The sequence below is a fragment of the Mycobacterium sp. NAZ190054 genome, assembly GCF_001545925.1.
In the GTDB taxonomy this organism is placed as follows: Bacteria; Actinomycetota; Actinomycetes; order Mycobacteriales; family Mycobacteriaceae; genus Mycobacterium.
Genome location: NZ_LMVQ01000078.1, coordinates 1 through 13,052 on the forward strand (window position 1 = coordinate 1; position 13,052 = coordinate 13,052).

Here is a 13,052-nt window from a genome sequence, read left to right on the forward strand (position 1 = left end):
CGGAGAAGGGGCTGCCCGCGGTCGCGATGTGCGTGTCCAACACCTACGGTCCCGGCGACTTCCTGCCCACTCCGCACGGCGGCATGCTCGCCGCTGCGGTGCGGGGCAAGCTCCCGTTCTCCATCGACGGCTACGACGCCGAGGTGGTCGGCGTCGAGGACGCGGCACGGGCGTTGATCCTCGCCGGAGAACGCGGACGCGTGGGGGAGCGCTACATCGTCAGTGAACGGTATATGAGCATGCGCGACCTTCACGAAATCGGCTGTGCCGCAGTGGGAATAGCACCACCACGGTTCAGTGTTCCGATCCGCCTGATGTCGGCCGCCGGGTACGGTAGCGAGGCGCTGGCCCGGTTGCGGGGCACCGACACCATGCTCACGCCGCTGAACATCCGCTTGATGCACATCATGTCGCCGATGGACCATTCCAAGGCCGTCCGGGAACTGGGTTGGCAGCCGCGGCCTGTCTCCGAGGCCGTGGTGGCGGCCGCCCACTTCTTCCGCGTGCGAGGGCGCCGCGCACCGGAAGGAGCCCGATGACCATCGGTCTGACCCCCGAACAGCAACAGCTGAGTACCGCGGTCGGGCAGTTCGCGGCACGCCACGCGCCGATCGACAAGACCCGCGGGTTTTTCGACGCACTGGCCGCCGGAGAGCTGCCTCCATGGTGGGACCAGTTCGTCGCGAACGGCTTTCATGCCGTGCACCTGCCCGAAGAGGTCGGCGGTCAGGGCGGCACACTGACCGACACCGCGTGCGTGGTCGAGGCCGCAGCGCTCGCGCTGATGCCGGGCCCGGTGCTGCAGACGGTGACCGCAAGCGCGGTCGCGTTGCTGGCCGACGACACGCCGGTCCGGCGGTCTGCGCTCGGTGCGCTCGCCGACGGCGTCCCTGCGGCGGTGATCTTCGGCGACGACAACGACTTCCGGGCCGTCCGGACCGAGAACGGTTGGCAGGTCAGCGGTTCCTCGGCTCCCACGCTGGGGGTACGGGCGGCGCGGACCCTTCTCGTGGTGGCAGACACCGGGGATTCCAGCGTGTGGTTGCTGATCGATCCGTCGCGATCAGCGGTCGACGTCGACAGCTGTGTCGGTACCGACAGGACCGTCGATGTCGGTGTGGTGCGGCTCGACGGCTACGTCTGCACCGAGGACGCGGTGCTGACCGGAATCGACGACGTCCGCGCCCGGTGTCTCGCGGTCGCGCTGGCGGCCAGTGCCGCGTCGGGCGTCGTGCGCTGGTGCGTGCAGGCCGTGACCGACCATCTGCGCACCCGCGAACAGTTCGGCAGGCCCATCGGGACGTTCCAGGCGCTGCAGCATCAGGCGGCCATGCTGTTGGTCGACAGTGAACTCGCCACCTCGGCGGCATGGGACGCGGTCCGGTCCGCGTCCGAGGATCTGACGCAGAACCGCATCGCGGCATGGGGTTCGGCTCTGATGGCGATCTCGCCGGCCCCCGGGCTGGTGCTCGACACCCTGACGATGTTCGGGGCCATCGGGTACACCTGGGAGCACGACCTGCACCTGTACTGGCGCAAGGCCACCAGCCTGGCCGCGTCGATCGGTCCCGCCGGCCGCTACGCCGAGTCGCTCGGCGACCTGACCCGCACGCAGAGTCGCGACGTCTCCGTCAAGCTCGGCGACCTCGACGCCGAGTTCCGCCGCGGTGTCGCAGCGGTTCTCGACGAGGCGGGCACGTTGCACAACGACAAGCCGGGCCGCCAGGGTGACTACGAGAACCTCGCCACCGGCCCCCAGCGGACGCTGCTCGCCGACGCGGGCCTGATCGCGCCGCACTGGCCCAGGCCCTGGGGCATCGAAGCGACGCAACTGCAGCTGCTGATCATCGACGAGGAGTTCGCCAAACGGCCCGGTCTGGTCAGACCGTCGTTGGGCATCTCCGAGTGGATCCTGCCGACGTTGATCAGCTCGGCGCCCGGACACATCCAGGAGCGGTTCATCCCGCCGACGCAGCGCGGTGAACTCGGCTGGTGCCAGCTGTTCAGTGAACCGGGTGCGGGTTCGGACCTGGCGTCGTTGACCACACGGGCGACGAAGGTCGACGGCGGCTGGCGGATCAACGGCCACAAGATCTGGACGTCGTCTGCGCACACCGCCGACTACGGCGCGCTGCTGGCCCGCACCGATCCGGACGCGGCCAAGCACCGCGGCATCGGCTACTTCATCGTCGACATGACCTCCGAAGGCATCGAGCTGCAACCGATCCGGCAGGCCACCGGGGAGGCGCACTTCAACGAGGTGTTCCTGACCGACGTGTTCATCCCGGACGAGTTGCTGCTGGGCGGACCGACAGACGGATGGAACCTCGCCATCGCGACGATGGCGCAGGAGCGCGTCGCGATCAGCGGCTACGTCAACTTCGACCGGGCCGGCATCCTGCGCGCGCTCACCGCCCAGCGGCGTCCCGACCGCAGCCGGGTACTGGCCGCGCTGGGGGAGGCCGACGCCCATGCCAGCGCGATCAAGGTGCTGGCCCTGCGCGAGGTCATGCGCCTGCTGGACGGACAGGCCGCCGGGCCCGCGTCGAGCATCGCCAAGGTCGCCATGAACGTGATGCTGCGCCGCACCTTCAAGGCCACCCTGGAACTCACCGCGCCGGCAGCGCTGGTCGAGGACTCCGATCCGGCGATCGTCGAGCCCTACTTCCACCTGCCGGCCGAACTGATCGGCGGCGGTACCAAGGAGATTCAACTCAACATCATCGCCCAGATGATTCTCGGACTGCCCCGCGCATGAGCGGGATGTGAGACAACGACGCGACAGGAGACAACCATGGGTCTGCGCGGTGAGGCCGCGATCGTCGGTTACGTGGAACTGCCTCCGGAGCGGCTGAACAAGGCCGGCCCGGCGCCGTTCACGCTGGAGCAGTGGGCGGACCTCGGCGCCGCGGCGCTGGCCGATGCCGGGCTGCCGGGTGAGTCGGTCGACGGCCTGGTCACCACGCACCTGGGCGAGTCGGAGATCTTCGTCCCGTCGACCGTGGCCGAATACCTAGGTGTGCGTGCGAATTTCGCCGAGATGGTGGACTTGGGCGGAGCCAGCGCGGTGGGTATGGTGTGGCGCGCGGCCGCCGCGATCGAGTTGGGGATCTGCGACGTGGTGCTGTGCGCGATCCCGGCGCGCTATCTGACGCCGACCTCGGCGAAGAAGCCCAAACCACTCGTCGATGCGGTGTTCTTCGGGGCATCGAGCAACCAGTTCGGCTCTCCGCAAGCCGAATTCGAGATCCCGTACGGCAACCTCGGCCAGAACGGACCCTACGGTCAGGTCGCCCAGCGCTACGCGTCGGTGTACGGCTACGACGAGCGCGCGATGGCCAAGATCGTCGTGGACCAGCGGTTCAACGCCAACCACACCGAGGGGGCGATCTGGAAGGACAAGCCGCTCACCATCGAGGACGTGCTGGCCAGCCCCGTCATCGCCGACCCGCTGCACATGCTCGAGATCGTGATGCCCTGCCTGGGCGGGGCCGCGGTGGTGGTGGCAAGCGCCGAGGTCGCCGGGCGCGCGAAGAACCGGCCGGTGTGGATCAAGGGTTTCGGCGAGCAGGTGCCCTACAAGACGCCGACTTACGCCGAGGACCTGCTGCAGACGCCGATCGCGCGGGCGGCCGACACCGCGTTCTCGATGTCGGGCCTGACACGCGAGCAGATGGACATGGTGTCGATCTACGACTGCTACACGATCACCGTGTTGCTGAGCCTGGAGGACGCCGGGTTCTGCGAGAAGGGCAAGGGCATGGAGTTCGTGTCCGAGCACGACCTGACCTTCCGCGGAGACTTCCCGCTCAACACCGCCGGCGGCCAACTCGGCTTCGGGCAGGCGGGCAATGCCGGTGGCATGCACCACGTGTGCGACGCCACCCGCCAGATCATGGGCCGCGCCGGGGCGGCGCAAGTACCTGACTGCCACCGGGCGTTCGTGTCGGGCAACGGCGGCATCCTGTCCGAACAGACCACCCTCGTTCTGGAAGGGGACTGACGATGAGCACACCGACGTTCGAACGCCCGATGCCGGTCAAGACCCCGACCACGGCCCCGTTCTGGGACGCGCTCGCCGAACACCGGGTGAGGATCCAGTACTCGCCGTCGTCGCAGTCCTACGTCTTCTACCCCCGGGTGCGTGCGCCCAGGACGCTCGCCGACGATCTTGAGTGGCGCGAGATCTCGGGCATGGGGACGCTGTACTCGTACACCGTGGCGCGCCGTCCCGTCGGCCCGCACTTCGCCGACGCCGTGCCCCAGCTGCTCGCAATCGTGGAGTGGGACGAAGGACCGCGGTTCTCCACCGAGCTCGTCAACGTCGAGCCCGAGGACGTCACGATCGGTATGCGGGTCAGCCCGGTGTTCTGCGACTACCCCGAGCACGACGTGACGATGTTGAGGTACGAGCCGGCGGGCCGGTGAGGTCCGCGGCGAGGGCCCTGACGCGGTGACCCAGCGAACGGATCTCGACAGCGCCGAGTTGGCGCAGCGGGTGCACGGCGAGGATGAGGGTGGCGAACCCGTCGGAGTCCAGCACGGGCGCCGCGATCGTCGCCACCGGTTGGGACAGCCGGGCCGGATCGTCGTCGGGCAGCAGGCCCACGGCAGTGCACTCGACGAGCAACCGGTCCATGACCTCGGCCACCTGCGCCGGTACTCCGTCCCGCTGAAGCCGCACGACCAGCGCGGCGGCCTGGGCCATCGCGGGCGTGGTCAGGTCGACGTCGAAGCCGCGCTCTCGCGCCTTGGCCAGTACGGCCTGCAGCCGCTGCACCATCTCGGCGTCCTCCCCGCCCCGGCGCAGCCAGCTCCGTTGCCCGTCGGCGGTGTCCCATGCCGCCAGCGCCACCCCGAACGGTGGGGTGTACGGAATCCGGTCTCCCGGTCCCAGCGCGGGCGTCGACCCGTCGGCGCTGTCATGTGCGGCGACCATCAGTGAGTCGCCTATGCGTTCGAGAACCGAGGTCGCATAACCGGTTTCGGCATGCAGCCGGTCGGCGGCGGTGCGGGCGGCGTGGATGAGCGGGCGTGCGAGGTCGGCGCGCGCGCCGACAGCGGCCAGTGCCGGTCCGAGCGAGTAGGTCTTGGTGCGGGGATCGCGGGCGATCCATCCCCGTTCGCACAGCGTGGTCAGGATCGCGTGCGCGGTGGCCTGCGTCAGGCCGAGTTCGTGCACCACGTCGGAGAAGCGAAGCCGGTCACGGCCGGGACGGCAGAGCAGTTCGACGATGTCGACCACGCGGCCGGTCGGTGCCGAGCCCGCCATCTCTTGACCCTTTCCCGTCGGCCTTCCTATAGTCGGGCAACTGCGTCGAGAAACTATCTCGAGTATTCGAGAAACGCAAAGGGGCGTGAATGCGGGCAGTGACGCTGCGGCAGGGCCGCCTCGACGTCAAAGACATCCCCGATCCCGTTCCGGGACAGGGCGAAATGTTGCTCAAGGTGCTCAGCACCGCGATCTGCGCATCCGACGTCCACTTCATGGACCATCCGGAGATGAGCGTCCACGACCCCACCGGCCGTTCCCTCTACGACGCCGACCGTGACATCGTGCTCGGCCACGAGTTCGCCGGGGAGGTGGTCGGCCATGGACCGGGCTGCACGGACCAGTTTCCCGTCGGCACCCGCGCGACGTCGATACCCATCCGGCTCGTCGACGGCGGAGCCGCCGGCGCGCGCATCATCGGACAACATCCGGACGCCCAGGGCAGCTTCGCCGAGCTCGTCGTCGTGGCCGAGGCCATCGCCCGGCCCGTCGTCTCCGGCGTGGCCAGCGACGCGGTCGCCGTTGTCGACGCGTTCGCCGTCGGCGAGTTCTATGTGCGCTCCGCGCGGATGCAGCCGGCGGAGATCCCGCTGGTAATCGGTGCGGGCGCCATCGGGCTGTCCGCGGTGGCGGCGCTGGCGCGCCGTGGTGTCGAGCCGATCATCGTCAGTGACCTCAAGGCCGAACGACGCGAGCTGGCCCGGAGCTTTGGGGCGCACATCGTCGTCGACCCCGCCGAGCGATCACCGTTCGACCTCTGGCGTGAGGTCCGCGCCGAACGTGGGTTGTGGGGAGCGCCTGCGGTCTTCGAATGCGCCGGGGCTTCGGGTCTGATCCAGTCGCTTGTCGAAGCTTCCGACATGGGCACCCGGATCTACTGCGCCGGAGGCTGGTACACCGGCGACACCCTCGACATCACCGCCGCCACCCGGGCCGGTGTCACCATCCAGTTCGGCGGAGGCCCGATGCCCGAGGACTGGTACGGAACGCTCGACGCGGTCGCCTCCGGCGCCCTCGACCCGCTGCCGTCGGTAGGCAAGACCATCACCCTCGACGGGGTCCCGGAGGCACTCGACCTCGCCCGCCGATCCGACGGACCGCCGCGAATAGTGGTCCATCCCAATGGAGATGTGCGATGACTGACCGAGACGACCGTCACGAGATCGGCGACGTGCTGGTGCGGTATGCGACCGGTATCGACAGCCGAGACTGGCCGCTGTTCAGGACGGTGTTCACCGAGGACTGCCGGCTCGACTACGGCGAGATCGGCACGTTCTCCGGGGTGGACGCGGTTGTGGAGTTCATGCAGGCCGCCCACCAGATGGCGGGCTACACGCTGCACCGGATCACCAACCAGGCCATCGAGGTCAACGGCGACACCGCGACCGCGCGCGCCTACATCGACGGGTTGATCATGTCGCAGGACAACACTTCCGGCGTCAACGCCGCCGGGTTCTACGACGACGAGCTGGTGCGCACCGACACCGGTTGGCGGATCTATCGGCGCAGATTCACCTCGGTGCTGATCAGGACGGTCACCCCCGGATGACGTTCGCCGACAAGTACGGTCCCTGGGCGCTGGTCGCCGGCGCATCCGACGGCATCGGCGCCGCGTTCGCCGACGCGCTCGCCGAGCGGGGGCTGAACGTCGTGCTGCTGTCGCGGCGGGAGGCCGTGCTCACCGAGATCGCCGAGGCGATCCGGGAACGCACCGGTGTGCAGACCCGCGTGCTCGCGGTGGACCTGTCGGCGGAGTCGGCCGCGGCCACGGTGATCGAGCGCACCCGCGACCTCGAGATCGGCATGCTGGTGTACTGCGCGGGCGCCGATCCGGTGTTCAAACCGTTTCTGTCACAACCGATTCAGGCTGCCGAAGCGATGCTGCGGCGCAACTGCCTGGTCCCGATGCAGTTGAGCCACCACTTCGCCGGTGCGATGGTGTCCCGCGGCCGCGGCGGGATCGTGATCTTCGGGTCCGGCGCCGGGTTCGCGGGCGGACCCAATATGGTGGCCTACAGCGCCACCAAGGCTTTCGACATGGTCTTCGCCGAAGCGCTCTGGACCGAGCTGCACGACAAGGGTGTCGACGTCCTCGGGCTCATCCTGAGCAAGACCGACACCCCGGCGCTGCGCCGGCTGGAGCACGCCCGGGGCCAGATCGAGACCCTCGACCAGCGGCCGGACGACACCGCATCCGTCGACGACGTGATCACCGAGGCGTTCGACAACCTCGCCAACGGGCCGACGTGGATCGTCGGTGAGAACATGCGGGCGGCGGCGCAGATGATGGGTTCGGTGTCGCGCAGTGACGCGGTCCGGTTCATCATGCAGGCCAGCGCCGCGGCCATGGGGGAAGGCTGACCCGCCCGGTGGCTGCGGATCATTCCGGTGCGGACGACGGACCGGTGTCCGGCCGGTGTTGAACGCGCCGCAGGAATTCACACAGCAGATTCGTCAACGGCTCCGGATTGTCCTCCGGTACCCAGGCATAGGAGTCGTCGATGAATTCCAGCGTGGCCTGCGGAAGCGTCTGGGCCAGGCGCAGCGCACCCTCGGCGGGGAAGTAGCGCTCCTCGCGCGGCCAGACCACCAGCGCGGGCCGGTCGTAGCCGGCCAGGCGCGGTGAGTACTCGGTGAGGAAGGACGGCGACAACCCCTGAAGGAATCGACGAAGATCCCTGCGTACCAACGGATCCGTGCGTAACGGCCGAAGGTACTCGGCCATCACGTCGGCCGGGATCGGGCGTTTGGTCGCGCCTCCGTAAGTGACCGAGAGTCGTTGCACCGGGGTGAAGCCGAGCACCCGCGACTGCAACAACCCGGCACCGGGCAGCGCGCTGAGCCTGGACAGGAACCTGACCGTCCACGGGTCGGAATCGAACGCGTTCGTGGCGACGAGCACCAGGGCCCGCACCCGCTCGGCAGCACTCGCTGCGACCACCTGGGCGATATCACCGCCGTAGCCGTTGCCGACCACCACCGCCTGCCCGATGTCGAGTGCGTCGATCAGTTCGACGACGGTCCGCGCCAGCCCGGGCAGGGTGAGGTCTGCCCCCGGTAGTGCCGGCGTGTGCGAACCCAGGGCCAGATCCGGTGCGATGCACCGGGTCCCGCCGAGCCGGGCTTGGAGACCCGCGGCGACGTGGCGCCACACCAATCCGTTGGCCACCAACCCGTGCAGGAGCACCACCGGCAGGCCGTCGCCGCATTCGCGCACGCCCACGGGCCCGCAGGACAACTGGATCAGCTTCCGCTCGTCGAGCACGTCCATGTCCGTCCTAGTCGTCCACCCGCCGATTAAGCAATACAGGCTGTATGCAAACACAGGTCGCGCGAAACATCAATACATACAGCCTGTAAAGTTAGTCGGGTGAGTGAGATCCGGCGTGACGGGCGTGGCCGGCGCAGCGAAGCCACCCGCTCCGTGCTGGTGGACGCGGCCCGGTCGCTGTTCGTGGAGCGCGGCTATGCGGCGGTGTCGACCGGCGACATCGCCGGTGCGGCCGGGGTCACCCGTAACGCGCTGTACTACCACTTTCCCACCAAGGAGGCGGTGTTCCGGGCGGTCTACGAGGACGTCGAAGCCCGGTTGGCCCGGCAGGTGTTGCCGGCAAGCCAGGCCCACGACACCGTTCGCGGACAATTGGAGGCCGGCATCGCGACGTTCCTCGACGGCTGCCTCGACCCCACCGTCGCCCGGATCAGCGTGCTGCAGGCCCCGGCCGCGCTCGGATTCGCTCAGATGCGTGAGATCGACAATCGCAACTATCTCGGCGCCCTGCGCGGCCTCATCCACACCGCGATCGCGGCCGGCGAAATGCCCGGCCTCCCGGTCGAGGCGCTCGCGTCGATGATCATCGGGGCGCTGGACGAGGCGGCCCTACTCATCGCGACGGCCGACGACCCGGATGCCGCCCGGCGCGACGCCGGCGCGGTGGCGAGCGCACTCGTCGCCGGGCTGTTCGGGCGGTGAACCTGCTTCACCGGGCACCGGTGATCTGGTCGCGCGAGGCCCGTCATCGTGGCAGTGGCGCGGACGCTGCACTCCCGCAGGCAGTCGGCGGCTGACATGCCACAGGCGTACGCAGGGCGGTGACCTCCGCGCGTCCTCGCAACGTGGTCTCGCCGCAGGGCGCCCAGCACGCCTGCTCGGTCACGCTCGCCTGGGCCAGTGCCATGGCCGAGCACAGCGCTCGACGCTCGAAATCCTTGGCGTGGTCGGCCAGTCGGGCGGCCTCGTTGACGGCGTCGCCGACGACGGTGTACTCGTAGCGGTTGCGGGCCCCGATGTTGCCGGCGAACACCGGCCCCGCTGCTACGCCGATGCCGAAATCGACCGGCAACCGGCGTAATCGGGACGTCAGAGCGCGGGCGGTGGCCAGCGCCGCCGACGCGGGCTCGGCGATGTGCAGCGGAGCGCCGAACACCGCCAGCACGGCGTCACCCTGGAACTTGTTGACCAGGCCGTGGCGTTCGTCGACCGCGGCGACCACGATCTGGAAGAAGTCGTTGAGGAGGTCGGCGACCTCGCGCGGTTCACGGCCGGCGGCCAGTTGCGTCGAGCCCACCAGGTCGATGAACAGGATCGCGACGTCGCGTTCGTCGCCGGCCGACGACGACACGGACTGGTCGGTGGTCTGCTCGAACGCCCGCCGGGCGACCTCCTCACCGACATGCCGCCCGAACAGGTCGCGAAGCCGGTCGCGCTCCCGCAGGCCGGCCACCATGCGGTTGAAGCCGCTCTGCAACCGCCCGATCTCTGACCATTCGTACACGTCGAGGGTGCGGTCGAGCTGTCCCTTCTCGACGTCGGCCATCGCCTCGACGACCTCGTCGACCGGGTCGGAGATCGTCATCGACACCAGGATCATCGCGCGCAGCCCGAGCACCACGGCGACCAGCGCCAGCACCAGCAGCGCGAACTCGATCGGCGTCGATTCGCCGAGCAGCCAGTTCCTGGACCGCAGGATCAGCAACACGGCGATCGCCGACCCGGGCAGCGCCGTGCAGACCAGCCACAGTAGGAGCAGGCGGGCGCGCACGCCTGGCGCGGCCGGACGTTCGGCGTCGGCGGGAACGCCCGCCAGCAGCGGTCGCAGCGTGCGCAAGGTGAACAGGAATCCGGTGCTGACGGTGGCGATCGCACCGAACAGCAGCGCGGTGGTGAGGACCACGAACGCCGTGGCCGGCGCGTGCAGGTTCAGCGGTACCAGGATCGCTGCTGTCAGCAGCCACGGTGCGAGGGTGATGGCGGCCTGCCGGCGCATCGTCTTCGCCGTCGTCCGGATCTCCGCGGCAGTGGGTTGTCGGCCAGAACCCAACCAGCGCAACGACGGCCGCACGATCAGCACGGCGCCCAGCGCCACCGTGACCGTGCCCACGGTCCCGATCACCGCCAGGGTCACGACGTTGCCCCGTGTCACGACACTGCGACCGGCAAGCGACACCACGATCGCGACGACCTCGGCCAGCGTCACCAGGTAGGCCGACGTGAGACCCGCGGCGTACCTGATGACCAGGCGGCGTGGCCTCACCCCGGTGAAGGTATCAGTCGCGTGCCGCGACCGGAGCGGCTTCGACCACGTCGGGTGCCGGCCGTCACGGGCCGGGCATGAAGCACACCGCCACCGCCGAGACGACCGACACGCCAATCAGATACGCGCCGATGGAACTTTCGATCCCGTCGCGCTGTCGAGCGCTGTCGCGATCATCGGGGCGAACGCTCAGTCGCTGGCCGGCAGCGGCTTGGCCTCCTTGAGCGCCAACGGGGTCGAGCCGATGCTCAGCGTGCCCTTGCCGGCCTTGGTGACGAGCACCTCGGCGCCGCCGTCGTCGACGTAGCGCTTGCCCATCAGATTGCCGTCGGCCAGGGACTCGTCCAGCGACAGGCTGTCGTCGACGCTGTCGCCGACGGGAACCATCGGTGCGCCGCCCGCGCGCAGGTCGTCGAGGCTGTCGCTGCTGCGGACCACGATCACCTGGGTGTCGCAGACCTGGCTCTGCAGTCGGGTGCCGTTCTTGATCATGCAGGGGCTCCTTGTGTCGCGGCCGGCTATGCCGGCGATCGGTCCTGGTTCAGTTCGGTGACGAGTTCACGGCGCAGCACCTTGCCCGTCGCGTTGGTGGGCAGTTCGTTCCGGAACACCACCCGGTCGGGGGTGCGGGATCCGCGCAACTGGGCACGGACGTGGCTGCGCAGATCCTCGACGTCGGGTTCGGTTCCGGCCTGCGGGACGACCACGGCGACGATGATCTGGCCCCATTCGGGATCGTCGGCGCCGACCACGGCACAGTCTCGCACGTGCGGGTGCTCGACGAGCACGTCTTCGATCTCGGCGGGGGCGATGTTCTCCCCGCCGCGGATGATCGTGTCATCGGAGCGGCCGCCGATGAACAGGTATCCCTCGTCGTCGAGGTAGGCCACATCCTTGGTGGGGAACCAGCCCTGCTCGTCGAGAACGGATCCGATGTCGGTGTACTTGCCCGACACCTGTTCGCCGCGGACGTACAGTTCTCCGGTCTCGTTGGGGCCGAGCACGGTGCCGTCGTCGGCGCGGATCTGGACCTCGATGCCCGGCACGGGCTGACCGACCGAGCCGAGCCGCCGGGTGGCCGCATCGTCGGTGGCCGCCAGAGCGGCGCGGTGGTCGTCGGGGGTCAACACCGCGATCGTCGAGCTGGTCTCGGTCAGGCCGTAGGCGTTGACGAATCCGACCTCGGGCAGCAGCGACAACGCCCTGCGCACCAGCGGCAGCGGTACCTTCGACCCGCCGTAGGCCAGGGTGCGCAGGGTCGGCAGCGTAATGCCCTGAGCCTCCAGCACCGAGACGATCCGGTCGAGCATCGTGGGTACCACCGTCGCGGAGGTGACGCCCTCGTCGGCGACCAGACGCACCCACTTGTCGGCGTCGAAATGCCGGAGATACACCATCTTCCGGCCCGCGTACAGGTTCGACAGCGCGGCGCTGACCCCGGCGATGTGGTATGGCGGCACGCAGATCAGCGCGGCGTCGTCGGGTTCCGCGGCCGCGAACTCGACGGTGCCCATGATGTAGCTGGTCAGGTTGGTGTGGGTGAGTTCGACGGCTTTGGGCTTCGACGTCGTCCCCGACGTGAACAACACGACGCCGACGGCGTCGGGGTCGGCGAACTCGGCCGCCGGGTCGGCCGTCCGGGCAGACTCCAGGAACTCCGCCGAACCGATCGTCCGATAGCCGTCGCCGACCGCGTCGCGGTACTCGTCGTCGACCACGACGAGGGGATCGGGCAGCCGGTCGAGCAGGGCCCGCAGGCCTTCGGCCGACAGCCGGTAGTTCAGCGGCGTCACCGGGATCGCGGCGCGGGCCGAGGCGAACAGCAGCAGCGGCAGCAACGCCCCGCCGGTGCCGACGTAGGCGACGTGCCGGGCCCCGGAGGCCGCGATGACGCCCGCGCCGCCGTCGGCCAGTGAGCTCAGTTCGCCTGTGGTGAGCCGCAGATCGTCGGAGACCAGCGCGGTGCGGTCGGGGCCGGCATCGGCCGCCATCTCCAACAGCAGCGAGATGCTCATGACACCCGCCCGTCGACGAAGATGTCCAGGATCGGATCGTCCCCGCCGCCGTAGCCGGACAGGTCGGTGACCCCGTCCTCGGCCAGCACCGCCGCGTCGATGTAGCACTGCCCGTTGACCTGTGCCGGTGGTCGCGACAGGATCCGCACGGCGGCATCGGCCATGATGTCCGGGCTGCGGGAGGACTTCACCAGGTCGTCTCCGCCGGCCAGGTTGGACACCGCCGAGGTG

Annotated in this window: 12 protein-coding genes and 2 pseudogenes; 8 read left to right on the plus strand and 6 right to left on the minus strand. The window is 69.2% G+C overall.

Annotated features, from left to right (window positions below; genetic code table 11):
• From ASJ79_RS33070 to ASJ79_RS07240, 4 genes and pseudogenes are all read left to right on the plus strand, one after another.
• Nucleotides 1–539: pseudogene (locus ASJ79_RS33070) on the plus strand (NAD-dependent dehydratase); the annotation flags it as partial.
• Nucleotides 536–2,758 (plus strand): acyl-CoA dehydrogenase, encoded by a 2,223-nt coding sequence (locus ASJ79_RS07230; RefSeq protein ID WP_067954043.1) that lies wholly within the window; start codon nucleotides 536–538, stop codon nucleotides 2,756–2,758. The pseudogene ASJ79_RS33070 and the gene ASJ79_RS07230, both read left to right, overlap by 4 nt.
• Nucleotides 2,759–2,794: 36 nt before the next feature.
• Nucleotides 2,795–4,003 (plus strand): thiolase family protein, encoded by a 1,209-nt coding sequence (locus ASJ79_RS07235; RefSeq protein WP_067954044.1) that lies wholly within the window; start codon nucleotides 2,795–2,797, stop codon nucleotides 4,001–4,003.
• A 2-nt stretch (nucleotides 4,004–4,005) separates the two neighbouring features.
• Nucleotides 4,006–4,428, plus strand: coding sequence for a Zn-ribbon domain-containing OB-fold protein (locus ASJ79_RS07240; protein ID WP_067954045.1), 423 nt, complete (start codon nucleotides 4,006–4,008; stop codon nucleotides 4,426–4,428).
• Here ASJ79_RS07240 and ASJ79_RS07245 read toward each other — a convergent pair.
• Complete coding sequence (locus ASJ79_RS07245; protein ID WP_067954055.1) at nucleotides 4,358–5,245, minus strand: helix-turn-helix domain-containing protein; 888 nt, start codon at nucleotides 5,243–5,245, stop codon at nucleotides 4,358–4,360. The two genes, ASJ79_RS07240 and ASJ79_RS07245, sit on opposite strands and share 71 nt — an antisense overlap.
• Nucleotides 5,246–5,361: 116 nt before the next feature.
• Between ASJ79_RS07245 and ASJ79_RS07250 the strand changes: the two genes are divergently transcribed.
• The 3 genes from ASJ79_RS07250 to ASJ79_RS07260 are packed head-to-tail and all read left to right on the plus strand — an operon-like array spanning nucleotide 5,362 to nucleotide 7,633.
• The gene (locus ASJ79_RS07250; protein ID WP_197420110.1) at nucleotides 5,362–6,411 is read left to right on the plus strand and encodes a zinc-binding dehydrogenase; all 1,050 of its coding nucleotides are present in this window, start codon (nucleotides 5,362–5,364) and stop codon (nucleotides 6,409–6,411) included.
• Nucleotides 6,408–6,821 (plus strand): nuclear transport factor 2 family protein, encoded by a 414-nt coding sequence (locus tag ASJ79_RS07255; RefSeq protein ID WP_067954047.1) that lies wholly within the window; start codon nucleotides 6,408–6,410, stop codon nucleotides 6,819–6,821. Before ASJ79_RS07250 ends, ASJ79_RS07255 begins: the two co-directional genes overlap by 4 nt.
• The gene (locus tag ASJ79_RS07260) at nucleotides 6,818–7,633 is read left to right on the plus strand and encodes an SDR family NAD(P)-dependent oxidoreductase (protein WP_067954048.1); all 816 of its coding nucleotides are present in this window, start codon (nucleotides 6,818–6,820) and stop codon (nucleotides 7,631–7,633) included. Before ASJ79_RS07255 ends, ASJ79_RS07260 begins: the two co-directional genes overlap by 4 nt.
• Before the next feature lie 19 nt (nucleotides 7,634–7,652).
• On the opposite strand, the gene ASJ79_RS07265 is transcribed toward ASJ79_RS07260, so the two are convergent.
• Entirely contained in the window at nucleotides 7,653–8,543 is an 891-nt protein-coding gene (locus tag ASJ79_RS07265; protein ID WP_067954049.1) for an alpha/beta fold hydrolase, read from the minus strand.
• 99 nt (nucleotides 8,544–8,642) lie between these two features.
• On the opposite strand from ASJ79_RS07265, the gene ASJ79_RS07270 reads away from it, so the two are divergent.
• Nucleotides 8,643–9,245 carry a TetR/AcrR family transcriptional regulator gene (locus ASJ79_RS07270; protein ID WP_067954050.1) on the plus strand — a complete coding sequence of 201 codons (603 nt, stop codon included), beginning with the start codon at nucleotides 8,643–8,645 and terminating at the stop codon, nucleotides 9,243–9,245.
• Nucleotides 9,246–9,288: 43 nt separating this feature from the next.
• On the opposite strand, the gene ASJ79_RS07275 is transcribed toward ASJ79_RS07270, so the two are convergent.
• The 4 genes and pseudogenes from ASJ79_RS07275 to ASJ79_RS33075 all read right to left on the minus strand — a co-directional run.
• A complete protein-coding gene (locus tag ASJ79_RS07275) occupies nucleotides 9,289–10,806 on the minus strand; it encodes an adenylate/guanylate cyclase domain-containing protein (protein ID WP_067954051.1) in 1,518 nt (505 codons plus the stop codon).
• Nucleotides 10,807–10,995: 189 nt separating this feature from the next.
• A complete protein-coding gene (locus ASJ79_RS07280) occupies nucleotides 10,996–11,298 on the minus strand; it encodes a hypothetical protein (protein ID WP_067954052.1) in 303 nt (100 codons plus the stop codon).
• A gap of 26 nt (nucleotides 11,299–11,324) precedes the next feature.
• Nucleotides 11,325–12,821, minus strand: coding sequence for a class I adenylate-forming enzyme family protein (locus ASJ79_RS07285; RefSeq protein WP_067954053.1), 1,497 nt, complete (start codon nucleotides 12,819–12,821; stop codon nucleotides 11,325–11,327).
• A pseudogene (locus ASJ79_RS33075) lies at nucleotides 12,818–13,052 on the minus strand (short chain dehydrogenase); the annotation flags it as partial. The pseudogene ASJ79_RS33075 and the gene ASJ79_RS07285, both read right to left, overlap by 4 nt.